Genomic DNA, 22,017 nt, shown 5'->3' on the forward strand with positions numbered 1-22,017 from the left:
CGTCTGGGGACCGTCGGTCGCGGGATGGCTCGCGGGGCTGCCGGTCGTCGCGGGACCGATCGTGCTGCTGCTCGCGCTCGAGCGCGGGCCGGCGTTCGCGGCGCAGGCGTCGGCGGCGTCGATTGCGGCGAACGCCGCGTTGGAGGCGTTCAATCTTGCTTATGGGTGGACCTGCCGGCGCTTCGACTGGCCGCTTGCACTGGTTGTGGGGATGGCCGGCTGGCTCGGCGCGGCGCTGCTGATCGTGCGGCTGCCCGGCTCGGCCGGATGGGCGCTGGCGGCGGCGTGCGTGGGCGTGGCGGTGTCGCAGAGCAGCTTGCCGCGCGCGACCGGTCATGTACCGGCGGCGCGCGTCGGGCACGCGGATCTGGCGGTACGCATGCTCGCGGGCGCGCTGCTGACGCTCGCGGTGACGACGGCCTCGGCATCGATGGGCGCGGCGTGGAGTGGCGTGCTGTCGGTGTTTCCGCTGCTCGGGATCGTGCTCGCGGTATCGGCGCAGCGTGCGCATGGCGCGGACTTCGTCGCGCTGCTGATGCGCGGCATGGTGGTCGGGCGCGGCTCGTTCGCGGCGTTCTTCGCGGTGACGGCGTTGCTGCTGCCGCAGTACGGTGTGGCGACCAGCTTTGCGTGCGCGGCGGTGGTGTCGGTCGTCGTGCAGGGCTTGACGCGGCGCATGCTGGCTGGGCAGCCGCGCGCTCAGGCGGCGGCGCGCGGGTTGGTGCAGCCGCAGACCGAGCGAGACTGCGCATGACTTCACGTCGCCCACCATCGACTGCTACCCGCATCGGGCTCATCTCCGATACGCACAACCTCGTGCGTCCCGAAGCGTTGCACTATCTCGACGGTTGCGACGCGATCATTCACGCGGGCGATATCTGCAACTCGGACGTGCTCGACGCGCTCGCGCGGATCGCGCCGCTGACCGCGGTGCGCGGCAACAACGATACCGGTGAATGGGCCGCGTCTTTACCGACGCATGCGCGGCTGACCGTCCAACAGGTGACGATTCTGGTCGTGCACGATATCGCCGAGCTGGGCTGCGTGCCGTACGACGAAGGTATTCGCGTCGTGGTGAGTGGCCACTCGCACAAGCCGTCGATCGCCGATCGCGACGGCGTGCTGTACGTCAATCCGGGCAGTGCGGGGCCGCGACGCTTCAAGCTGCCGGTGTGCGCGGGCAAACTGATCGTCGAAGGCGCGCAGGTCAGCGCCACGTTCGATGCGCTGCTGACGTAAAAAAACGGGCCGGCGAATATCGCCGGCCCGCTTCGAAACTACTCTAGCGAGGGATGGCTGCGCGGATCAGGCACGTGCGGTCGCAGCCGCTGCGAACCGCTCATCCATCTCCTCGGCCTCGCGTTCGCCGCGCAGCACCGCGTGCGCTTCGGCGCGCGTCGCGACGCACGGGCCCGAGCCGAGCAGCGGCTTGCGCGCGGTTTCGCGCAGCGCGAGCACCGACACAATGCCGATCAGCGATGCGCCCATCAGGTAGTACGCCGGCATCATCAGATTGCCGGTGCGGTCGACCAGCCATGCGGTCACGAGCGGCGTCGTACCGCCGAACAGCGACACCGAGATATTGAAGCCGATCGCGAGCGCACCGTAGCGGATCCGGGTCGGGAACAGCGCCGGCAGCGCCGACGGCATCACGCCGGTGAAGCACGACAGCAGCACGCCGAGGATCATCAGGCCGGCGAACACCGGCAGCACCGTGCCCATGCGAATCAGCAGCAGCGCCGGGATCGACAGCGCGAACAGACCGACGCAGCCGAGCAGCATCACCGGCTTGCGGCCGATCGCGTCGGACAGACGGCCGGCGGCGAGCGTCAGCGGCATCATCAGGATCATCACCAGCAGCACGAGGAACAGGCCGTGCGTTTCGTTGAAGTGCAGCGTCGCCGACAGATAGCTCGGCAGATACGACAGCGCCATGTAGTCGGTCACGTTGAAGATCAGCACGAGGCCGACGCACAGCAGCAGCGGCTTCCATTGCTGCACGAGCAACTGGCGGAACGACTGCTTCGGCACCGCGCGGTCCTCGGCTTCACGCTGTTCGGCCTGCTTCTTGAACGCGGGCGTTTCCTCGAGCTTCATACGGATGTAGAGACCCACGAGGCCGAGCGGACCGGCGATCAGGAACGGCACGCGCCAGCCCCAGGACAGCAGCGCGTCGCTCGACAGCGTCGCCGTCAACAACGCGACCGTGCCCGCGCCGAGCACGTAGCCGATCAACGTGCCGAACTCCAGGAAGCTGCCCATGAAGCCGCGGCGCTTGTCGGTCGAGAATTCGGCGATGAAGGTCGCGGCGCCGCCGTACTCGCCGCCCGTCGAGAAGCCCTGCACGAGGCGCGCGAGCAGCAACAGCGCCGGCGCGAGAATGCCGATCGTCGCGTAGTTGGGGATCAGGCCGATCGCGAAGGTGCCCGCGGCCATCATGATCATCGTCATCGCCAGCACGCGCTGACGGCCGATGCGGTCACCGAGCGGCCCGAACACCATGCCGCCGATCGGCCGCACGAGAAACGCCGCGGCAAACGTGCCGAAGGTCGCGATGAGCTGCGCCGACGGGCTCGACGAGGGGAAGAACACCTTGCCGAGCGTCACCGCGATGTAGCTGTACACGCCGAAATCGAACCATTCCATCGCGTTGCCGAGCGCCATGGCGCCGACGGCCCGTTTCAGGAGGGAGTGATCGACGACGGTGATGTCGTCGAGGGAAAGGCGTTGTTCTTGTTTGTGATGTCGCCAGAAGCCGTTGCTGGAAGCGGTCAAGGTTAAAAACTCCAATGACTGCGACGAAACTCGTGATGCGTTCCGCCTCGGTTGCTGGAAGTGCAATTTCGTGAGCGTGGCGAGGATATCCGCGGCGCTGGTTATCCGGCGGCGGAACAGTTGGCGAAAAGAAACAAACGCCCGTGCCTCGCGATAAGTTCGCGAAAAAACACTCGTCTAGATTGTGCTGACAGTTGCACCTGCGTGGCCGTGGAAGGGGGGCAGATGCATGAAGGACGCGGGGCTGGCGGAAGCCGACCCGTGCGCCACTGAAGGCTTGAAACGAAAAAGGCCGGTGTTGAATTTATCCGCTTCAGGCGGGGAAACGACCGACGAGCCTTCTTGTTTAAAAACAGCTCGATTCAGGATGATGCACGCGCGAAAAGCACACGGCGAGTCAACTTGAAAAGAACACGAATGAAGGTGATTTGCAGCTGAAACGCCGCACATGTTAGCACGATGACAGAGGATCGTGCAAACCGGGGGTGCGGGCGAAGGCCGCCGATGTGCCTCAATCCATTGCGGGGCGGGAGCTCTGGCGGGGTCGGAAGAGGTTCGAAAACGGACCGCTTAGAACAATCGCGGGGTGACTTTCGACGTGCAGACATGGTGCGCATGCGGACACGAGGCGCGGCCAACATCGGGGCGAAAAAAATCCGCGCTCGCGGCGCGGATTTTTGGCGTGTGTTCGCCCGGCTCGGGCGGCGCGTGTCTGGTGTCGTTCTCGACGTGGCAAGCTCAGGCCGACGGCGGCACGTAGCCCGATGCGGTATCCGCGCCTTCGCCAAAGAAGAACTTTTCGGTCTGCTTCATCAGATACTGACGCGCGCGCGGATCGGCCATGTTCAGGCGGTTTTCGTTGATTAGCATGGTCTGCTGCTTCAACCAGGCCTGCCAGGCTTCCTTCGAGATACTTTCGTAGATCCGCTTGCCGAGTTCGCCCGGCAGCGGCGGGAAATCGAGGCCTTCGGCTTCCTTGCCGAGCTTCGCGCATTGAACCATACGAGTCATGCTGTGCTTCTCCTGTGTCGACCGGAGTCGGTGCTTTTGCACTTAGTCCGGTCCCATGAAAAATAATTACTGTATCAATGTGGCGCGGGCCAACGCCAGTTCGGATCAGGTGGGGACGATCACCGGGTTACTCAAAGCTGTTTCATCAGCACGAGCGACTTGCGCTGCCAGTTATAGAGTCGGCGACGGTCTTCGGGCAGGTCGTCGACCGTAACCTTGACGAAGCCGCGTTTCAGGAACCAATGTTCGGTGCGCGTGGTGAGCACGAAAATGCGCGTGAGGCCGCGTGCCCGCGCGCGCTGCTCGATCCGCTTCAGCAGACGCTCGCCGTCGCCGGTACCCTGCGCTTCGGGCGCGACCGTCAGGCACGCCATTTCGCCGATGCGCTCCTGCGAATACGGATACAGCGCCGCGCAGCCGAACAGCACGCCGTCGTGCTCGATCACCGAGAAATGGTCGATATCGCGCTCGATCTGGTGACGGCCGCGGCGTACCAGCGTGCCGTCGGCTTCGAGCGGTTCGATCAGCGCGAGAATGCCGCCGACGTCGTCCGGCGTCGCTTCGCGCAGGCTCTCGAGATTCTCGTACGAGATCATCGTGCCGACGCCATCGTGCAGGAACAGTTCGAGCAGCAGGCTGCCGTCGAGCGCATAGGGGATGATGTGCGCGCGCGGCACGCCGCCGCGGCAGGCGCGGATCGAATGCTTCAGGTAGAACCCGGCGTCGCCGGTGACTTCGCCGCTTTCGTGCAGCTTGTAGGCGTCGTCGAGCGATAGTTCGCGGATCAGCTCCGTACCGCTTTCGCTGGTTTCCATCAAACCCGCGGTTTCGGTCAGGAAGACGATCTTGTCGGCGCGCAACGCGATGGCCGCGGCCGAGGCCACGTCTTCCATCGACAGATTGAACGCTTCGCCGGTGGGCGAGAAGCCGAGCGGCGACAGCAGCACGAGCTTGCGGCTCGCGAGCGAGTGTCGGATCGAATCCGCGTCGATCTTGCGCACGAGACCCGTGTGCTGGAAGTCGACGCCGTCCAGAATGCCGACCGGGCGCGCCGTTACGAAGTTGCCCGACACGACGCTGATGTGCGCGTGCGCCATGGGTGTGTTCGGCAGACCCTGGCTGATTGCGGCTTCGATGTCGAGACGCACTTCGCCGGCCGCTTCCTTCGCGGACTCGAGCGCGCGCGCGTCGGTAATGCGCATGCCGTGCGAAAACTCCGATTCGACGCCGTGCAGGCTCATCTGCTCCTCGACCTGCGGGCGCGAGCCATGCACCAAAACGATCTGGATGCCCATTGCCTGCAGCAGCGCGATGTCGGACACGAGCGCATTCAGCAGCCCCTGATGCACCACTTCGCCGCCGAAACCGACGACGAATGTCTTGTTTCGGAACGCGTGGATATACGGGGCGACTGAACGCATCCAGTCGACGAATTGCGCGTGCTGGGCGAGGGTTTCCGGCGAGTCGGCGGGGGCCGGAACGCTCGCGGGCGCGGGGACGAGGTCGGTTTGGGAATTCATGCCGGGGATTATAATGCGCCCCCATGTCGAATGTACCCAAAAGTCCCGCTGGGGCGAACGAGAAACCGGCGTCGGCCGGTGAGCCGGCCAAGCCCGGTGACACGATGCGCCACCCCGCGCAGGATGCGAGACCAGAGCAGGCGCGTGACGCGCGTCGGGAGGCGGGCGCGTCTGCGCAAAAAGTGTCGCCGCAAGGTGGCGGTGCAGGTCGTGAAGATCGCGAAGAGCACGCTCGCGCGCGAGGCGCGGCGCGTGATGAACGGCGCGGTGAATCTCGCGCTGAAGCGGGCGAAGCGTCCGGTGCGAAGCGGGGCGGTGGGGCTCGTGGAGTGCAGCGTGGCGCTTCGTTGAGCGAGCAGCTTGGCCAGTTCCGTTCCGCACTTCATAACGCGACCCGTGAACAGCAGAGCGGTGGGCCGCAAAGCGAGCGCCGCAGTACACCTTCGAGCGCGCCTCGCGGTGCGCATGGCCGGCAGGCTCGCGATGAGCGAGCTGGTGCGCAGCAAAGCGGGCAGCGTGGCGATGCCCGCCACGCGCGCTCGGACACACCACGCGTTGAACAGCATCGTGCGCCTCGCAACGAACAGCAAGAGCGCGGACCACGTAATGAGCAACTCGGGTCGACCCGCGGCGAGCAACGTCACGGTTCGCGCGATACGCACTCGCCGGACAAACCATCGGGCGAGCCGCGCAAGGAGCCTCGCGCGCCGCGCGAACCGCGACCGCCGCGGATTGTCGAGCCGAATCCGATTCCACCGATCACGTTTCCCGAGGCACTTCCTGTCTCCGGTCGTCGCGACGAGATTGCGCGGGCGATCGCGCAGAATCAGGTCGTGATCGTGTCGGGCGAAACCGGTTCGGGCAAGACCACGCAGTTGCCGAAAATCTGCCTCACGCTCGGCCGTGGGCTGGGCGCAGGCGGCAATGGTCTGATCGGCCATACGCAGCCGCGCCGGATCGCCGCGTCGGCGACCGGGCGCCGTATCGCCGAGGAACTCGGCACGCCGTTCGGTGAAGTGGTCGGCTACAAGGTGCGCTTCAACGACAACCTCGCGCCAGGCGCTTCGGTCAAGCTGATGACCGACGGCATTCTGCTTGCCGAAACGCAGACCGATCCGCTGCTGAAAGCCTACGACACGCTGATCATCGACGAAGCGCACGAGCGCAGCCTGAACATCGATTTTCTGCTCGGCTACCTGAAGGAGATTCTTCCGAAGCGTCCCGACCTGAAGCTGATCGTGACCTCGGCGACGATCGACGCCGACCGTTTCGCGCGCCACTTCGGCAGCGACGATAAGCCCGCACCGGTGATCGAAGTGAGCGGACGGCTTTATCCGGTCGAGGTGCGTTACCGACCGGTGGTCGAGGACAACCCGGCGGTCAAGGCGGCGCAAGGGACTACGGGTGTGGCGTCGTCTGGCCGCGAGCGCCCGAAGACGCAGCGTGAGACCGATCGCGATCTGATGGAGGCGATCGTCGAGGCCGTCGACGAACTGTGCCGCGAGGGTCACGGCGATGTGCTGGTGTTCCTGCCCGGCGAGCGCGAGATTCGGGACGCCGCCGAGGCGTTGCGCAAACATCATCCGCCGCATACGGAGATTCTGCCGCTGTTCGCGCGGCTCTCGGCCGCCGAGCAGGAGCGCGTGTTCCGTGCGTCGAACGCGCGTCGCATCGTGCTCGCGACCAACGTCGCCGAAACTTCGCTGACGGTACCCGGCATCCGCTACGTGGTCGACACGGGTCTCGCGCGCGTGAAGCGCTACTCGTATCGCAACAAGGTCGAGCAGCTGCAGGTCGAGTCGATTTCTCAAGCCGCCGCAAATCAGCGAGCGGGGCGTTGCGGCCGGGTTGCCGATGGCATCTGCATTCGTCTGTACGAGGAAAGCGACTTCCAGGGCCGCGCGCGCTTCACCGATCCGGAAATTCTGCGCTCTTCGCTCGCTTCGGTGATTCTCCGCATGAAGTCGCTGCATTTGACGGCGATCGAAACGTTTCCGTTTATCGAGCCGCCGCCGGGCCGTGCGATTTCCGACGGCTACCAGTTGCTCAACGAGCTCGGCGCCGTCGACGACGACAATCACCTGACGCCGCTCGGCCGCGAACTCGCGCGATTGCCTCTCGATCCGCGCGTCGGTCGCATGATCCTCGCCGCGCGCGACCAGCAGGCGCTGAAGGAAGTGCTGATCATCGCGAGCGCGCTGTCGGTGCAGGACCCGCGCGATCGGCCGATCGAGGCGCAGGAGCAGGCCGACCAGGCGCATCGCCGGTTCGCCGACGAGCGCTCCGAATTCCTGCAGTGGCTGAAGATCTGGAACTGGTTCGACGAAGCGATCGCGCACAAGAAATCGAACCGGCAGTTGCAGGACGAGTGCCGCAAGAACTTTCTGTCGCAGTTGCGGCTGCGCGAGTGGCGCGATGTCCATTCGCAACTGCTGACTGTCGTGCGCGAGCACGGCTGGCGCCTGAACGAAGCGGAGGCTACGTTCGAGCAGATCCATCTTGCGCTGCTGACTGGCCTGCTCGGCAACATCGGCCTGAAAGCCGACGATGAGCCGTACTATCTCGGCGCGCGCGGCATCAAGTTCTATTTGTGGCCGGGCTCTGCGCTCGTGAAGAAAGCGGGCAAGTGGGTGATGGCTGCCGAGCTCGTCGAAACCAGCCGGCTTTACGCCCGCTGTATCGCGAAAATCGAACCTGAATGGGTCGAGAAGGTCGGCGCGCATCTGCTGAAAAAGTCGCTGTCGGAGCCACATTGGGAAAAGCGCGCGGCGCAGGTGTCCGCGTTCGAGCGCGCGATGCTGTACGGCCTGCCGATTTATCACCGGCGGCGCGTCGCATTCGGCAAGCAGGACCCGGCGCGGGCGCGCGAGCTGTTTATTCGCGGTGCGCTTGTCGAAGGGGAGTTCGACACGAAGCTTGCGTTCTTCGCGCACAACCGCAAGCTGCTTGCGGATATCGAACAGCTCGAGCACAAGTCGCGCCGCCAGGACGTGCTGGTCGACGACGAATTGATCTACGCGTTCTACGATCAGGCGCTGCCCGATGGCGTCTATACCGGCGCGTCGTTCGAGCGCTGGTATCGCGACGAAGTCAAAAAGAGCGGCCAGGCGGAGGACAAGCTGCGGCTGTTGTATTTGTCCCGCGACGATCTGATGCGGCACGAAGCGGCAGGTGTCACGACGGATCTGTTCCCGAAGCGGTTGACGATGGCGGGCATCGAGATGGCGCTGACCTATCACTTCGAGCCGGGTACGCCTCGCGACGGCGTAACGCTCGCGGTACCGCTGTATGCGCTGAACCAGGTCGACGCGCGCCGTTGTGAGTGGCTCGTGCCCGGCATGCTGAAAGAAAAGGCGCAGTTGCTGCTGAAGTCGCTGCCGCAGAAGCTGCGTCGGCATTGCGTGCCGCTCCCTGAATACGCGGCGGGCTTCGCCGAACGGCACAGCGCCCAGCGCTTCGGAGCAGGGGGCCTGCTCGAGGCGCTGATCGCCGACGTGCGCGAGCAGACCCAGGTCGCGATGAAGCAGTCCGACTTCAAGCTCGAGACGCTGCCCGCGCATCTGTTCATGAACTTCAAGGTCATCGACGAACATGGCCGGCAGCTCGCAATGGGGCGCAATCTGTCGCAACTGCGCGCCGAGCTCGGCGGTCAGGCGCAGCAGCATTTCCAGAAACTCGTTTCGGGCGCGGCAGGCGCCGCCCTGGCCGATGCGGGCGGCGGCGGTGTCGCGACACCTGGGCGGCCTCCCGATCTGGGTGCGAGTGGCCCGGCGCGCGGCAAAGGCGCGGCCACGCCACAACCCGCGTCGCCGGATGGCGCACCAGCCACCGCGCTGTATGAAAACCTGACCACGTGGAATTTCGGCAAGCTGCCCGAGTTGCTCGAAATTCGCCGTGGTGGCCAGACGTTGTTTGGCTACCCGGCGCTAGTGGACCGTGGCACTCATTGCGACGTCGAGGTGTTCGATTCGCCGGAAGAGGCCGCGCGGATTCATCGGGCGGGCCTGCGTCGGCTTTTCGCGCTGCAGTTGAAGGAGCCGATCAAGTATCTGGAGAAGAATCTGCCGGGCCTGCGCGAAATGGCCATGCAGTTCATGCCGCGCGGCACGCAGGAAGAACTGCGCGATCAACTGATCGACACCGCACTCGACCGCGCGTGTCTTCAGGACCCTCTGCCCGACGACGATGCGAGCTTCCATACCCGACGTGACGAAGGGCGTAGCCGCCTCACGTTGCTCGCGCAGGAAATTTCGCGGCTGGTCGGCCAGATCCTCGGCGAGTACGCGAGCCTGACGAAGAAGCTTCTGCAGGCGAAGCCATTCGCGGCCGCGTACACCGATCTGCAGAATCAACTCGATGCGCTGATCGGCAAGCGTTTCGTCGTCGATACGCCGTATGCCCAACTCGCACATTTCCCGCGTTATCTGAAAGGGATGGCGCTGCGTATCGACAAGCTGCGCGCGGACGCCACCCGCGACGCACGGCAGTTCGCCGAATTCCAGCCGCTGCTGCAGCACTATCAGCGGGCGGTGTCGCAGCGCGGCGGCGTCATGGATCCGCGGCTTGCGGAATTCCGCTGGCTGCTCGAGGAGTTGCGCATCTCGCTGTTTGCGCAGGAGCTGCGCACCCCAATGCCGGTTTCGGTGAAGCGCCTGTACAAGGTGTGGGAGTCAATGCAGCGGTAAAGCCAAGCCGTTCGCACGCGGACGCTGGACACCAGGTCTGCACGGCGGCCGGGCTTTGCCCGACACGATCGCCCGCGCTGATTTCACCAATGCATCCCCGCGCCGATCGATGCGCCGAACTGCCCGCGCGAGCCGGTGCTGCGTTGGGCCTTGTAGATCCATTTGCCGGTGTCCGACAACTGCGACACGCTAGTCGCGAGCGCGGATTGACCGCCGTACGTGCCGCCCGCCGTCGCGACCATGCCGTGTCCGGGCAGGACCGCTTGCGGCGAGCCCGCCATCGCGAGCGCCGATGCCGTGCCCCCGTAGCTGTCCCGGCGAACGGAACGGATCTGGTCGTCGGCATGGCGATTCGCCGCGCTGATCGCGCCGCTCATGCTTGCTGCAACTGATTGACGTTGACCGCGTCGGTGTCAGCGGTGCCAGCCGCGACGTTGGTGATCTGGCGCTCCTGGCCCGCCGAGCCAATCGATACCGAGTTCGCTCGGTCTGCGATGGAGCGTTGGCCCAAGGCCACCGAATTGTCGGCGCTCGCGCTGGCCGCGGCGCCGAGTGCCCGTCGCGTTGTTGCCGCTGGCGATGGTATTCGCGCCGATGCTTGCCGCGTTAGCGCCGCTTGCCTGCGCGTTCGCCCCGGCCGCAATCGCGTGTGCGCCGGATGCTTGCGCGGTTTCAGTCGCGCTATCACCCGCAGCACTGAACAACGCGCTGACCGAACCGATCGCCGCGTTATTGACCGCCCTTCGAGCGCCGCGTTCAGCTGACCGAGGTTGACCGCGTCGGACGCCAGCACGCCGTTCGCGACGTTGTGGATGGCGGTGCCCTCCGTGGTATCGCCGCCGAGCGTAATGTTGTTCCGATTGATGCGGCCGTCGGCGTTCGTGTCGTACATGACTGCGCCGTCGAGTTTCGCCGCGCTCGCTTTGCTCTGGTCGCTCACCGCTTTCAGTTGGGCGACATTGACCGCGTCGGTGTCAGCCGTGCCAGCCGCGACGTTGGTGATCTGGCGCTCGTTGCCCGACCGATACGGTCCCCGCGCGATCGGCAATCGAGCCCTGACCGTGCGCGACGGAGTTTGCGGGTAGCGCGCTCGAGTGATAGCCGAGCGAAGGTGCGTTGTCGGCGGCTGCGCTGGCACCGGAGCCGAGCGCGAGGGTGCCGTCGCCGTTTGCCGTCGCGCTGGCCCCGAGCGCCGTGGCCCCGGAGCCGTAGGCCGACGCTGACGCGCCCAGCGAGGTCGCGCCGGAAGTGCCGGCGACCGCGCCCGCGCCGATCGCGGTCGAGTCGGTTGCGCTCGCGCTGGCGCTCGTGCCGAATGCGCTTGCGTTGGCGCCCATGGCGCGAGCGTTGCTGCCCGCGGCGAGCGTGTGCGTGCCTTTTGCGAGTGCGTCGTTGGAGCCGTCGGCCGGGTCGGCAGCGCTGAGGTAATGCAGCGCGCTGCTTTCAGCGAGTGCATCGACCTTGTTGTCGACCGCGCTCAACTGGCTCACGTTGACCGCGTCAGTGCGCGCAGCGCCCGCGGCGACGTTGGTCAGGCACTGCGACCGAGTCGAGGCCGAGCGCCGACGTGTTCAGACCGACCGCGGTCGCGCGTTCCGCCTGCGCATTCGCATAGGGCCCAAAGGCGCTGGCGCCTTCCCCTTGTGCCGAAGAGGAGAGACCCATGGCGACTGCGCTGTCGCCCTGTGCCGTGGCGCCTGCCCCTACCGCGAGCGCGCAGTCGTTTTGCGCGTTCGCCTGCGAGCCGATCGCCAGCGATGAGTTGCCGCTTGCGATGGCCTGTGCGCCTATTGCGGCAGCGGCGTCGCCGGGCGCGCTGGCCGTGCCTAGCTCGACCGAATCGACGCCGGCGCCGTTCGCTTCCGTGACGTAAACGGCCGCCGCTATGGCAACACCCGCAGTACGTCGAACTGCCCGGGCGATGGTTGGCTGGCGCGCGGAAGCACGATGTGTTTGCAGGCAGGCAGTTTGCGGCGCTGCGACTTTTCTTTGAGATGCGGTACGGCCAATTATCGAAATCTCCTTGTTTATCAATTTAAAACCCTCCGCATAATTGTAGTTTGTGGCGTGTACTGCGTAATTCGGGATTGGCGTGACGTTATTGCTCACGTAAGTTGAAAATCTCGAAAATAAAAAGGGCTTGCGTTCTTTGGTCGGGTGCGCGTCGTCCCCGCGTTCCACGCACGGCTTTCATGGGTGAGGCACTGGGGGCCACGCGTAAGAAGAATTCTCTGATGTCCCCGCGGAACTGAGATATCAGCGAACTCCGAAATTCAATTGGGCTAAAAAATATATTAATACAGGTAGATTTTTATTCGCGAGAAAAAATGGAATATTCCTATTGGTTTGGTTATTGCTTTAGGCGATATTAGCGTGTGGCCGATGCATGATTGATTCTGACAAGGAGAGCACATTGATTCATTACTCGAAAACCCGCGGCGCGAGCATCGAACGGGACGTGTCAGACGAACTCTCCGGCGCGCGGCCGCACTTCATCGCTTCCGTCATTTTTCGCGCGCCGCCCGGTGACTTACGTCAACCGCTGGGACCGGCAAACGTTCTACAATGACCGTTGTTCTCCGAAGCGAGTTTTCATGCGTAAATTTCTTCTTCCCGGCTTGACTGCCACGTTCGCCGCAACCGCGGTGCTGGTCGCCGCCGCAGGCCTTTTTTCTCCGGCGGCGCACGCCAACAACGTGATCGTGCTCAATTCCGGTGAGGCCACGCTGAGCCTGATCGACGAGAGCAGCCGCCAGGTCATCGGCACCGTGCCCACGGGCAAGGAACCGCATCACCTGATGGTCACACCGGACAATTCCTCGCTGATCGTCGCCAATTCGGTGTCGAACAACCTGATGTTCGTCGATCCGAAAACCGGGCAGTTGCAGCGCTGGGTCGAGAACATCGAAGATCCCTATCAGATCGGTTTCTCGCCGGATCGCAAGTGGCTCGTCACTACGGGCCTGCGGCTCGACCGCCTCGACATCTACCACTACGACAACCAGAAAAACCAGATGTCGCTGGCTTCACGGCTGCCGCTCGCGGTGATGCCGAGCCATATGGCGTTCACGAATGACAGCAAGACGGTGTTCGTTTCGCTGCAGATCTCGGGCGAACTCGCCGCCATCGACCTGTCCACGCAAACCGTCAAATGGAAGATGAAGGTCGGCAAGGTGCCCGCGGGCCTGTGGATGACGCCGGGCGAAAAGTACCTGCTCGTCGGCATGACCGGCGAGGACTACGTCGCCGTCGTGGATTGGCGCAACCAGAAGATCGTCAAGACGATTCACACGGGCAAGGGCGCCCACAACTTCCGCTCGCTCGCCGACGGCAAGCATGTCGCGGTGTCGAACCGCGTGGCTAGCACGATCAGCATCATCGACGAAGACACGCTCACCAACGTCGGCGACATCACCGGCCTGATGCCGGGACCGGACGACATGGAACTTTCCGCCGACAAGCGCTATCTGTGGGTGACCTTCCGCTTCGCGAAGCACATTGGCATCATCGATCTCAACACGCGCAAGCTGATCCAGACGATTGCGGTGGGCCGCTCGCCGCATGGCATCTATTTCTTCAACCGCGCGCCGGTCACGGCGCCGAACGGTGCTTGAGGGATTTCACGGTGTGCGTGACGGCAACGCAGCAGAGCCCGGGCGCCACGAGCCATCAAGGATGAAGTAACAGGCCAGGATCATGTTCCATCTGATTTTCTCCACACTCGACAGCTTCGTTTCAGCCACCCAGACGTGGCTGTACGTCGACGTGGTACAGCCGCTGCTGTTCCGGTTCAATCTGATGGACTACGACGAGGACACCTACGATAGCCTGTACTGGGTCATCGTCGGTGTGCTCGAGGTGCTCGCGATGTACGCGATCCTGCGTCCGCTCGAGGCGCTGCGCCCGGTCGAGCAATGGGAGAACCGCAAGGCAGTGCGCGTCGACGTGCTGTACACGTGGATCGCCAAGCTCGGCATTCTGAACCTGTTCTTTTTCTTCGCACTGCAGCCATTTTTTGACAACGTGCAAGGCTGGCTCAGGCTTCACGGCATCGCGAACCTGAACTTCGACAACCTGTGGCCTGGCGTGACCACGCAGCCGCTCGTCACATTCGTCATGTATCTGCTCGTGCTCGATTTCGCCGGCTACTGGTATCACCGCGGGCAGCACCGCTTCGGCGTGTGGTGGGAACTGCATGCGGTACACCATAGTCAGCGGCAGATGTCGCTGTGGTCCGACGATCGTAATCATCTGCTCGACGATTTGCTGCAGGCGTCGTTCTTCGCGGTGATCTCGCTCGCGATCGGTGTTCCGCCGTCGCAGTTCGTCGTGCTGGTCGCGATCACGAACCTTGCGCAAAGCGTGCAGCACGCGAACATCCGCCTGTATTACGGCTGGCTCGGCGAGCGGCTGCTCGTTAGTCCGGCATTCCATCGCCGTCATCATGCGATCGGCTTAGGTCATGAAGGGCTCAAGTACGGCTGCAATTTCGGCGTGCTGTTCCCTTGGTGGGACATGCTGTTCCGCAGCGCGTCGTGGAGCCGCGACATGGAGCCGACCGGTATCAGCGATCAGCTCGAAGGCCGGCGCTATGGCGACGGCTTCTGGGCGCAGCACTGGTTCGCCTTCGTGCGCATCGCGCATCGCCTCGCATCGAAGCGCCGTGCAACCGGCAACGACACCGCTGCCGTTTGAGTCCATTCAGAGTTCATTCCGAGCTCATTGCGGATCCTCTCGAGCACGCACTGCGCCGCAACGCCCACTTCCGCCGGCGGCGGGTCCGTTGGTTTATGCTGTGCACGTTCGTGCGCACCTCCGGTGCCCCAGCATGCCAGGCCGGCGCGCGGCGCGTTTTTCCTGTCCATCGTTTCGTTCGCAGGCATTGGCTCGCATGAATGATCTGTTGCGCTCGTTTGGGCGTGCACTCGCAAGCGCGTTGCATCCGCGCATGCTCTGGCTGACCTTCAAACCGTTTATCGTTGCGACGGTCGGTTGGGGCTTACTCCTGTGGTTCTTCTGGCAGACGCTGACCGGCGCGACCCGCATCTGGCTCGACGACTGGTCTTTCACCGCCACGCTTTATCATCTGTTCGACGTGCTCGGTTTTTCGACGCTGCACGCGGTCATCGCGCCGTTCATCGTGATTGCAATGGCGATCCCGTTGATCGTCGTCACCGTGCTGCTGCTGATCGCCATGCTGTCGATGCCGGCCGTGATCCGCTTTCTCGCGGCGCGCCAGTTCGCCGGGCTTGAGATACGCCGCGGCGGAACATGGTACGGTAGCCTCGGTCAGGCGCTCTGGACCACGCTGCTGTGTCTCGTGCTGTTGATCGTCACGTTGCCGCTGTGGCTCGTACCGCCGTTCTTCGCGCTGATTCCGCCGCTGCTGTGGGGCTGGCTCACATATCGGGTGATGACATACGACGCGCTCGCGTTGCATGCGACACGCGATGAGCGGCGCGAACTCGTGCGGCGCCACCGGTTGCCGCTGCTGCTGATCGGGGTCGTGAGCGGCCTGCTAGGTTCGCTGCCGACACTGCTGTGGGCGTCGTCGGTATGGCTGATCGTGCTGTTCCCGGTCATCACCACGGTGACGATCTGGATTTACGCGTTCATCCTCGTGTTCTCGGCGCTATGGTTCGGCAACTACTGCCTGCGCGCGCTGCAGCGTATGCGGGCGGAAGCGTCTGGCGGCGCGCGCGAGGTCGCGCCGGTTCCCTATTGATCAAACGAAAGAGGCGGCAATGGCATTTGGCGTCATCATCATCGGCGATGAAATCCTGTCGGGCAGGCGCGTCGACAAGCATCTACCGAAGGTCATCGAATTGCTCCAAGCGCGCGGGCTGTCGCTCGGCTGGGCGGAGTACATCGGCGACGATCCGGAGCGCATCACGGCGACGCTGCGTCGGACATTCGCATCGGGCGACATCGTTTTCTCGACGGGCGGCATCGGCGCGACACCTGACGACCACACGCGCCAGTGCGCGGCGGCCGCGCTCGGCGTGCCGCTCGAACTGCATCCGGAGGCCGCGAAGCTGATCCAGGAGCGCATTCGCGACATGTATCCGGCGACTTCAACGACGCCGCTCGATCTGAACTCGCCCGAGAACCGGCATCGCCTGAACATGGGCACGTACCCGCAGGGCGCCGGCATCATTCCGAACGGCTACAACAAGATTCCGGGCTTTTCGATCCGCCAGCACCATTTCGTGCCGGGTTTCCCGGTGATGGCCTGGCCGATGATCGAGTGGGTGCTCGACACGCAGTACGCGCATCTGCATCACACCACGCCGCACGCTGAAAAGTCGCTGCTGGTGTTCGAGCTGCCGGAGTCGCGCGTGACGCCGCTGATGGAGAAAATCGAGCGCGATTTTCCGGGCGTGCGGGTGTTCAGCCTGCCGAGCGTCGGGGATGCGGAGCGCGGCGGTGTGTATGCGCGGCATCACATCGATCTCGGTGTGAAGGGTGAGCCGGAGGCCGTCGCCGCCGCGTTCGTGAAGCTGCGCGAAGGGGTGCATCTGCTCGGTGGCGATATCGTCGAGCCTGAAGTCGCGCAAGCGGCGGCAGCCGCCACGGGCAAGCCGCGAAACTGAGCGGATGGCAGCGGTTCGCGCAGGAGGATTGGCGCGAGCCGCGACATCGCAGTGTCACAACCCGCGCCGACGATGCAATCAATACGTGGTCGGCGCGTCCCCTTTGCGATTAGCCTGCCTCAGCCTCGCGCGACGGGGCTTGCGCATGTGAGGGTAGTGCGTCGCCTCGCCATCAGGCGCCGATCCACGGCAAGCCGCGAAAACACCATCCCGACACCGTCTTCCGATGCCCCTGGCCGTCCTTGTCGCCTTCGAAGCCTTCCAGCAGGTCGTACGCCTTCGTGAAGCCGGCCTTGGTCGCGGCGATCGCGGCGAGCTTCGAGCGCGCCGCGCTGCGGCACAGGAACAGCACCGGCGTGTCGGGCGAGGCGACCTGCGCGAGTTGTTGCATGAACTCCTGATTGGGCACTGCACCCGGATAGCGCGTCCATTCGACGTGCGCGTATTGACCATCGCCGATCACCGGCCGGCCGACCCAGTCGAGTTCGGCGCGGGTACGCACGTCGACGAGACGCGTGCGCGGATCGAGTTCCAGCAGTTCGAACGCCTCGGCCGGCGATACCGCGCCCGCGTAGGGCAGTTGGTTCTCGGCGCGACGGGCGTCCGCCTTCGCGTAAAGCTGTTCGAGCGTGCTCATGAGCGTCAATCTCCTTCGGACCAAATGATCATTCTAGCGCGCGGCAGGCACCGCGCAGACGTGTGTAGACTGGGCGTCGTCGGGCCATCGGCGGGCGCCGCCCCAAACTTGATGCGCAAATATGGTGCACTTTCGCTCGAATGCACCAAAATGGAAGATAACGCGATTTCCAAACCTATGAATGCACGAAATTGGTGCGTGAGGATGCTCAGGCATTGCTTCGTGACGCCGCTCGCGCTCCGCGCGTAGCCCGCAAACGCAAGCGCAGTAACGATCTGCGCCGCATTGGCTCATACTGGGCTGAAAGATGGCACGCTATCTGCTTTATTGGTGCCGATCGATTTGTCCCGCAGAATTTTCCGTCTGTGACGCCGTATAAGTGGACGTTGCGGGACGGGTCAGCTAGATTGGGCGGCGGCAGAAATCCGCCGAAATTGTTAATCAGGAGATAGGTTATGAGTAAATCCGTGGCCGACGTCGTTCAACTCGTCAAAGACGAAGACGTCAAGTTTGTCGACTTCCGCTTCACCGACACGCGCGGCAAAGAGCAACACGTTTCGGTGCCGGTGTCGGCATTCGATGAAGACAAGTTCGAAAGCGGCCATGCGTTTGACGGTTCGTCGATTGCCGGCTGGAAGGGCATCGAAGCATCGGACATGTTGCTGGTCCCGGACGCGAACACGGCGTTCATCGACCCGTTCTTCGAAGAATCGACCCTCGTGCTGACCTGCGACGTCGTCGAACCGGCTGACGGCAAGGGCTATGAGCGCGACCCGCGCTCGCTCGCGAAGCGCGCCGAAGCGTACCTGAAGAGCTCGGGCCTCGGGGACACCGCGTACTTCGGTCCGGAGCCGGAATTCTTCATTTTCGACTCGGTCCAGTGGAACACGGACCAGTCGGGCTGCTTCATCAAGATCGGTTCGGAAGAAGCGCCGTGGTCGTCGGCGAAGGAATTCGAAGGCGGCAACACCGGCCACCGTCCGGGCACCAAGGGCGGCTACTTCCCGGTCGCGCCGGTCGACACGTTCCAGGACATCCGCTCGGAAATGTGTCTGCTGCTCGAACAGATCGGCATTCCGGTCGAAGTGCACCACCACGAAGTGGCGGGTCAGGGCCAGAACGAAATCGGCACCAAGTTCTCGACGCTCGTGCAGCGCGCGGACTGGCTGCAGCAGATGAAGTACATCATCCACAACGTCGCGCACACGTACGGCAAGACGGCGACGTTCATGCCGAAGCCGGTCGTCGGCGATAACGGCTCGGGCATGCACGTTCACCAGTCGATCTGGAAGGACGGCCAGAACCTGTTCGCAGGCAATGGTTACGCAGGTCTGTCGGAATTCGCGCTGTTCTACATCGGCGGCATCATCAAGCACGCTCGCGCGCTGAACGCGATCACGAACCCGGGTACGAACTCGTACAAGCGTCTCGTGCCGCACTTCGAAGCGCCGGTCAAGCTGGCTTACTCGGCTCGCAACCGCTCGGCATCGATCCGTATTCCGCACGTGTCGAACCCGAAGGGCCGCCGTATCGAAACGCGCTTCCCGGATCCGCTGGCGAATCCGTACCTGTGCTTCTCCGCGCTGATGATGGCGGGTCTGGACGGCGTGCAGAACAAGATTCACCCGGGTGAAGCCGCTGACAAGAACCTGTACGACCTGCCGCCGGAAGAGGATGCAAAGATCCCGACCGTGTGCGCCGGCCTCGACCAGGCTCTCGACGCACTCGACGCGGACCGCGAGTTCCTGACGCGCGGTGGCGTGTTCACGGATTCGATGCTCGACGCGTACATCGAACTGAAGACGGGCGAGCTGCAACGCTATCGTCAGTCGGTGCACCCGATCGAATTCGAAATGTACTACTCGCTGTAAGCGGCGATGGCGCTTCGCCCTTCACGCGGCGAAGCGCTTTGCCCGACGCTCGCGATCGGTCACGAAGGGACGGCGGCGCCGTCCCTTTTTCGTTAGACCGTACGCACGGCCGGCCGCGCGCGGGCGACATGCAATTCGACGAATCACCAACAGCCCGCACTCCTGAATTACCACCATCTCCTACCGGCCACACTGCAAGATGGTTCTCAAGAATCTGATCAAGGCAAGGAAAGGACACGAACAGACGCTGTCGGATGACGTGCAGCTCGTGAGTTCTGGCTTGCTGCCAGGCTTCGAGGCGTTGCCGACCGTCGTGCTGGTGCTCGAGAAGCGCACGCTGCGCGTCGCGTTCGCGAATCCGTCGGCGGAATCGATGCTGGAGATGTCGCGCAAGCAACTCACGCAGATGGCGTGGCCGGACATCTTCTCGAATGCGGACGAACTGGTCGCGACGATCACCGCGATCGCCGCACACCGTTTTCACGCGACGCATCTGGACGCCGTGCTCGAGCGTCCCGGCCACGAGCCGCTGCACGTGCATGCGATCGTCGGCTTTCTGGAAAGCGCGCAGGACTACGTGTTGCTCGAACTGTTCGAGAACGAGCGGCATCTGCGCACCGACCGCGAAGAGCGCATCAACGACCTGACGGCCGTCAACAAGCATCTGATCCGCAATCTCGCGCACGAAATCAAGAATCCGCTCGGCGGTATTCGCGGCGCCGCGCAGTTGCTCGAATTCGAACTCGGCGAGCGTCAGCGCGACGAGTTGCGCGAGTACACCCAGGTCATCATCAAGGAATCGGACCGCCTGCAGACGCTGGTCGACCGCCTGCTCGAACCGCACCGTCATCCGCATATCGTCGGCGACGTGAATATTCACGAGGTGTGCGAGCGCGTGCGTCAGGTGATTCTCGCGGAATTTCCGCGCGGCCTGACGATCGAGCGCGACTACGACGTCAGCGTGCCGGATCTGCGCGGCGACAAGGAGCAGCTGATCCAGGCGCTGCTGAACATCGTGCGCAACGCGGCCGAGGCATTGCGCGAACGGATCTCGCAGGGCGATGCGCGCATCGAGTTGCGCACGCGCATCGCGCGCAAGGTCACGATTTCAAAACGCCTGTGCAAGCTGGCATTGGACTTGCATATCGTCGACAACGGCCCAGGCATTCCCGAAGAGATTCGCGACCGCATTTTCTATCCGCTCGTATCGGGGCGCGAGGATGGCAGCGGTCTCGGTCTAACGCTCGCGCAGACCTTCGTGCAGCAGCACGAAGGTCTGATCGAGGTGGACAGCCGGCCGGGCCATACCGAGTTTCAGATTCTGCTGCCGCTCGACCTCTAGCTACCACAAGCACCTCAAGACTTCTGACCGAACTATATGAAGCCGATCTGGATAGTAGACGACGATCAATCAATTCGCTGGGTGCTCGAGAAAGCGCTGGCGCGCGAGAACTTCGCGACGCGCAGCTTCGCGAACGTGCGCGAAGCGTCGGCCGCGCTCGATCACGACAGCCCGCAGGTGCTGGTCTCCGATATCCGCATGCCCGGCGGCTCCGGGCTCGAGTTGCTGCAAACCGTCCGCGACAAGGTGCCGGGCTTGCCGGTCATCATCATGACCGCGTTCTCGGATCTCGATAGCGCGGTCGCCGCATTCCAGGGCGGTGCGTTCGAGTATCTGGCGAAGCCGTTCGACATCGACAAGGCCGTCGAGCTGATTCGCCGCGCGGTCGACGAAAGCATGCGCGGCGAGCAGACATGGGACGAACGCGTCGCCGAAGCGCCCGAGATGCTCGGCCAGGCACCCGCGATGCAGGACATGTTTCGCGCGATCGGTCGCCTGTCGCATTCGGCGGCCACCGTGCTCATTACCGGCGAATCAGGCACCGGGAAGGAACTGGTCGCGCGTGCGCTGCACCGACATAGCCCACGCGCGAACGGCCCCTTCATCGCGTTGAACACGGCCGCGATTCCGAAGGATCTGCTGGAGTCCGAGCTGTTCGGTCATGAGCGCGGGGCGTTCACCGGCGCGCAGGCGATGCGCCAGGGGCGCTTCGAGCAGGCCGAGAACGGCACGCTGTTTCTCGACGAAATCGGCGACATGCCGTTCGATCTGCAGACGCGCCTGTTGCGCGTGCTGTCGGACGGACAGTTCTATCGCGTCGGCGGCCACAATCCGCTGCGCGCGAATGTGCGCGTGATCGCGGCGACGCACCAGAACCTCGAAGCGCGCGTGCGGCAGGGTTTGTTTCGCGAGGACTTGTACCACCGTTTGAACGTGATCCGCTTGCGCTTGCCCGCATTGCGCGAGCGCAGCGAGGACATTCCTCTGTTGACGCGGCATTTCCTGCAGAAGAGCGCGCGCGATCTCGGCGTCGAACCGAAGCGCGTGTCCGACGAGGCGCTCGCGTATCTGGCGTCGCTGCCGTTTCCGGGCAACGTGCGGCAACTCGAGAATCTCGCGAACTGGCTCACGGTGATGGCGCCGGCGCAGACGATCGAGATCAAGGATCTGCCGCCCGATCTCGGTCCCGCGCACGGCGGCGGGAGCGAGCCCGGTGCGGGCGCCGCCGCGGGTGCGACGACGGATGGCGCCGTCGCGACCAATGGGGGATTCACGGTCGGTGCGCCGCTCGCTGGCGCGAACGCCAGCACGTTCGTCCATCCGGTCGGTGCGTCGGTCGCCACCGCGCTGAGCGCATGGGAAGGCGGCTTGCGCACCGAGGTCGCGCGCATGCTGCGCGAGAACGCGGCCGACGTGATGGACGAACTCGCGCGCCGCTTCGAAGCGGCCGTGATCCGCGAGGCGCTCGACTTCACGCGCGGCCGCAAGGTCGAGGCTGCCGAGCGGCTCGGTATCGGGCGCAATACGATTACGCGCAAGATTCAGGAGCTCAATCTCGAGCCTTGATGCGGTCGTATTCAGCG

Annotated in this window: 20 protein-coding genes; 12 read left to right on the forward strand and 8 right to left on the reverse strand. The window is 64.1% G+C overall.

The annotated features are described in order from the left end of the window. Positions 1-754 (forward strand): hypothetical protein (locus AB3X89_RS31305; RefSeq protein WP_368586727.1); only part of this gene is annotated, 754 nt, incomplete at its 5' end. Then, on the forward strand, positions 751-1,239 hold the full coding sequence (locus AB3X89_RS31310; protein WP_368586728.1) for a metallophosphoesterase family protein: 489 nt from the start codon (positions 751-753) through the stop codon (positions 1,237-1,239). The genes AB3X89_RS31305 and AB3X89_RS31310, both read left to right, overlap by 4 nt. Positions 1,240-1,305: 66 nt before the next feature. Here AB3X89_RS31310 and proP read toward each other — a convergent pair whose 3' ends face one another. From proP to argA, 3 genes are all read right to left on the reverse strand, one after another. Beyond that, positions 1,306-2,775 carry a glycine betaine/L-proline transporter ProP gene (gene proP / locus AB3X89_RS31315; RefSeq protein ID WP_368586729.1) on the reverse strand — a complete coding sequence of 490 codons (1,470 nt, stop codon included), beginning with the start codon at positions 2,773-2,775 and terminating at the stop codon, positions 1,306-1,308. Positions 2,776-3,513: 738 nt separating this feature from the next. Then, entirely contained in the window at positions 3,514-3,786 is a 273-nt protein-coding gene (locus AB3X89_RS31320) for an oxidative damage protection protein (RefSeq protein WP_026228676.1), read from the reverse strand. A 131-nt stretch (positions 3,787-3,917) separates the two neighbouring features. Beyond that, the gene (gene argA, locus AB3X89_RS31325; RefSeq protein WP_368586730.1) at positions 3,918-5,306 is read right to left on the reverse strand and encodes an amino-acid N-acetyltransferase; all 1,389 of its coding nucleotides are present in this window, start codon (positions 5,304-5,306) and stop codon (positions 3,918-3,920) included. Between the two features lie 210 nt (positions 5,307-5,516). Here argA and AB3X89_RS31330 point away from each other — a divergent pair, with 210 nt between their 5' ends. Continuing rightward, positions 5,517-5,657 carry a hypothetical protein gene (locus tag AB3X89_RS31330; RefSeq protein WP_368586731.1) on the forward strand — a complete coding sequence of 47 codons (141 nt, stop codon included), beginning with the start codon at positions 5,517-5,519 and terminating at the stop codon, positions 5,655-5,657. Continuing rightward, complete coding sequence (gene hrpA / locus AB3X89_RS31335; RefSeq protein ID WP_368586732.1) at positions 5,654-9,991, forward strand: ATP-dependent RNA helicase HrpA; 4,338 nt, start codon at positions 5,654-5,656, stop codon at positions 9,989-9,991. Before AB3X89_RS31330 ends, hrpA begins: the two co-directional genes overlap by 4 nt. A gap of 83 nt (positions 9,992-10,074) precedes the next feature. On the opposite strand, the gene AB3X89_RS31340 is transcribed toward hrpA, so the two are convergent. From AB3X89_RS31340 to AB3X89_RS31355, 4 genes are read right to left on the reverse strand one after another with little or no spacing between them, the layout of a single operon-like run. Then, a complete protein-coding gene (locus tag AB3X89_RS31340) occupies positions 10,075-10,368 on the reverse strand; it encodes a YadA-like family protein (RefSeq protein ID WP_368586733.1) in 294 nt (97 codons plus the stop codon). After that, entirely contained in the window at positions 10,365-11,039 is a 675-nt protein-coding gene (locus AB3X89_RS31345) for a hypothetical protein (RefSeq protein ID WP_368586734.1), read from the reverse strand. Before AB3X89_RS31345 ends, AB3X89_RS31340 begins: the two co-directional genes overlap by 4 nt. Continuing rightward, positions 10,966-11,481: a hypothetical protein gene (locus AB3X89_RS31350; RefSeq protein ID WP_368586735.1), complete on the reverse strand. Its 516-nt coding sequence runs from the start codon at positions 11,479-11,481 to the stop codon at positions 10,966-10,968. Before AB3X89_RS31350 ends, AB3X89_RS31345 begins: the two co-directional genes overlap by 74 nt. A gap of 10 nt (positions 11,482-11,491) precedes the next feature. Further along, positions 11,492-12,172 carry a hypothetical protein gene (locus AB3X89_RS31355; RefSeq protein WP_368586736.1) on the reverse strand — a complete coding sequence of 227 codons (681 nt, stop codon included), beginning with the start codon at positions 12,170-12,172 and terminating at the stop codon, positions 11,492-11,494. A gap of 205 nt (positions 12,173-12,377) precedes the next feature. Between AB3X89_RS31355 and AB3X89_RS31360 the strand changes: the two genes are divergently transcribed. From AB3X89_RS31360 to AB3X89_RS31380, 5 genes are all read left to right on the forward strand, one after another. Beyond that, entirely contained in the window at positions 12,378-12,560 is a 183-nt protein-coding gene (locus tag AB3X89_RS31360) for a hypothetical protein (RefSeq protein ID WP_368586737.1), read from the forward strand. 25 nt (positions 12,561-12,585) lie between these two features. After that, positions 12,586-13,605, forward strand: coding sequence for a beta-propeller fold lactonase family protein (locus AB3X89_RS31365; protein ID WP_368586738.1), 1,020 nt, complete (start codon positions 12,586-12,588; stop codon positions 13,603-13,605). Positions 13,606-13,687: 82 nt separating this feature from the next. Beyond that, a complete protein-coding gene (locus tag AB3X89_RS31370; protein WP_368586739.1) occupies positions 13,688-14,686 on the forward strand; it encodes a sterol desaturase family protein in 999 nt (332 codons plus the stop codon). A 196-nt stretch (positions 14,687-14,882) separates the two neighbouring features. Further along, positions 14,883-15,716: an EI24 domain-containing protein gene (locus tag AB3X89_RS31375; RefSeq protein WP_368586740.1), complete on the forward strand. Its 834-nt coding sequence runs from the start codon at positions 14,883-14,885 to the stop codon at positions 15,714-15,716. Positions 15,717-15,735: 19 nt separating this feature from the next. Beyond that, positions 15,736-16,584, forward strand: coding sequence for a competence/damage-inducible protein A (locus AB3X89_RS31380; protein ID WP_368586741.1), 849 nt, complete (start codon positions 15,736-15,738; stop codon positions 16,582-16,584). Positions 16,585-16,756: 172 nt separating this feature from the next. Here the strand turns inward: AB3X89_RS31380 and AB3X89_RS31385 are convergent, their stop codons facing one another. After that, complete coding sequence (locus AB3X89_RS31385; RefSeq protein ID WP_368586742.1) at positions 16,757-17,221, reverse strand: rhodanese-like domain-containing protein; 465 nt, start codon at positions 17,219-17,221, stop codon at positions 16,757-16,759. Between the two features lie 455 nt (positions 17,222-17,676). Between AB3X89_RS31385 and glnA the strand changes: the two genes are divergently transcribed. The 3 genes from glnA (at position 17,677) to ntrC (ending at position 22,000) form a co-directional block, all read left to right on the forward strand. After that, positions 17,677-19,092: a type I glutamate--ammonia ligase gene (glnA, locus tag AB3X89_RS31390; RefSeq protein ID WP_368586743.1), complete on the forward strand. Its 1,416-nt coding sequence runs from the start codon at positions 17,677-17,679 to the stop codon at positions 19,090-19,092. Positions 19,093-19,291: 199 nt separating this feature from the next. After that, positions 19,292-20,434 (forward strand): nitrogen regulation protein NR(II), encoded by a 1,143-nt coding sequence (gene glnL, locus AB3X89_RS31395; RefSeq protein WP_018435399.1) that lies wholly within the window; start codon positions 19,292-19,294, stop codon positions 20,432-20,434. Between the two features lie 36 nt (positions 20,435-20,470). After that, the gene (ntrC, locus tag AB3X89_RS31400) at positions 20,471-22,000 is read left to right on the forward strand and encodes a nitrogen regulation protein NR(I) (RefSeq protein WP_368586744.1); all 1,530 of its coding nucleotides are present in this window, start codon (positions 20,471-20,473) and stop codon (positions 21,998-22,000) included. Positions 22,001-22,017: the final 17 nt, after the last annotated feature.

This window comes from Paraburkholderia sp. BR14320 (assembly GCF_040948665.1).
Lineage (GTDB): Bacteria > Pseudomonadota > Gammaproteobacteria > Burkholderiales > Burkholderiaceae > Paraburkholderia > Paraburkholderia youngii.